The sequence below is a fragment of the Bartonella sp. AP331QHHD genome, from assembly GCF_042195905.1.
GTDB lineage: Bacteria > Pseudomonadota > Alphaproteobacteria > Rhizobiales > Rhizobiaceae > Bartonella.
In genome coordinates this window covers 1-1137 of the sequence record NZ_JBHIPG010000018.1, presented here as the reverse complement: position 1 = coordinate 1137, position 1137 = coordinate 1, and the positions used below count along the sequence as shown (strand labels likewise).

The 1137-nt window shown below is 41.0% G+C and carries 2 pseudogenes; both read left to right on the top strand.

Annotation, left to right across the window (positions count from 1 at the left end):
- Positions 1-250, top strand: a pseudogene (locus ACFIMS_RS01900) (hypothetical protein); the annotation flags it as partial.
- A 1-nt stretch (position 251) separates the two neighbouring features.
- Positions 252-1137 (top strand): annotated as a pseudogene (locus ACFIMS_RS01895) (hypothetical protein); the annotation flags it as partial.

The window sequence follows — 1137 nt, the reverse complement described above, 5'->3', positions numbered from 1 at the left end:
TCAGATTCAACTCATTCTCTCTCCATTGCGTTTATCAGAGATAGAGAGTGTTGATGAGGAGCATCCATGGTTTGTGCACGCATTTGATTTGATTAAAGCGCGTGCAAAATATGAACTGTACAAGAATATCCTTAAAGAACCCGATTGTGCAGCCGCTGCTTACAATGACTTTAACGAGCAATTGCATGAATTGCGTGCAGAGACGTCCAAACGTCATAACGTCACTCGAATAATTCCAACGGATTTCTAAAATGGTTTATTTTCCAATCGCTGATTACAGACCAGATGTTTCGGTCATCAACGGGAGCTTTACGGATACGCTTGTGAATGTTTTACCGGCTGATGGCTGTTACATTCCGATGCCTAATGCAATGGTTGTGTCTCATCCTTTAGAAGAAAAGCCATTGGGGTGCATAGCGTTTCGAAGTGGCAATGGTGTTAAGCTCATCGTAGGGGGAGCCAAAAAGCTTTATAGTTATAATAGTCAAACGCAGGGTTGGAAAGATATCAGCCAAAGTGGTGTGACGTATCATGCAAATGAGGAGAATAAATGGTCGTTTGCTCTTTTTAAAAACATGGTTATTGCGGTGAATAAAAATGATAAACCGCAAGTTTTCAAGGTCCTTAGTTCTGAACGGTTTGAAGATTTAGAAGGAAATCCACCGAAAGCAGGATTGGTCAAAGTTTGGGGACCTTTTGTTTGTTTNCAAGTTTTCAAGGTCCTTAGTTCTGAACGGTTTGAAGATTTAGAAGGAAATCCACCGAAAGCAGGATTGGTCAAAGTTTGGGGACCTTTTGTTTGTTTGATGCAATTGACAGATAATCCCAATCGCATTCATTGGTCAGGTTTGAACGATGTAAATTTATGGGAAATAGGTAAAAAAAAATGTGATCATATAGATTTTCCAGATGGAGAATATGTGCAAGGGGCGACGGAATCCACCAATCCCCTTATTTTTATGCGTTCTGCTATTTACGCTGGTTTATTTACTCCAGGGGCTGAACTTGTATACAGTTTTCAAAAGATCCAAGACAAGCGCGGAGCGCGCAGTGCAGCCTCTATAGCATGTCGAGGGAGTGATGCTTTTTTTGCGAGTGATGGTGGTTTTTATCAGATGAGTTTGGATGGTCAACTTT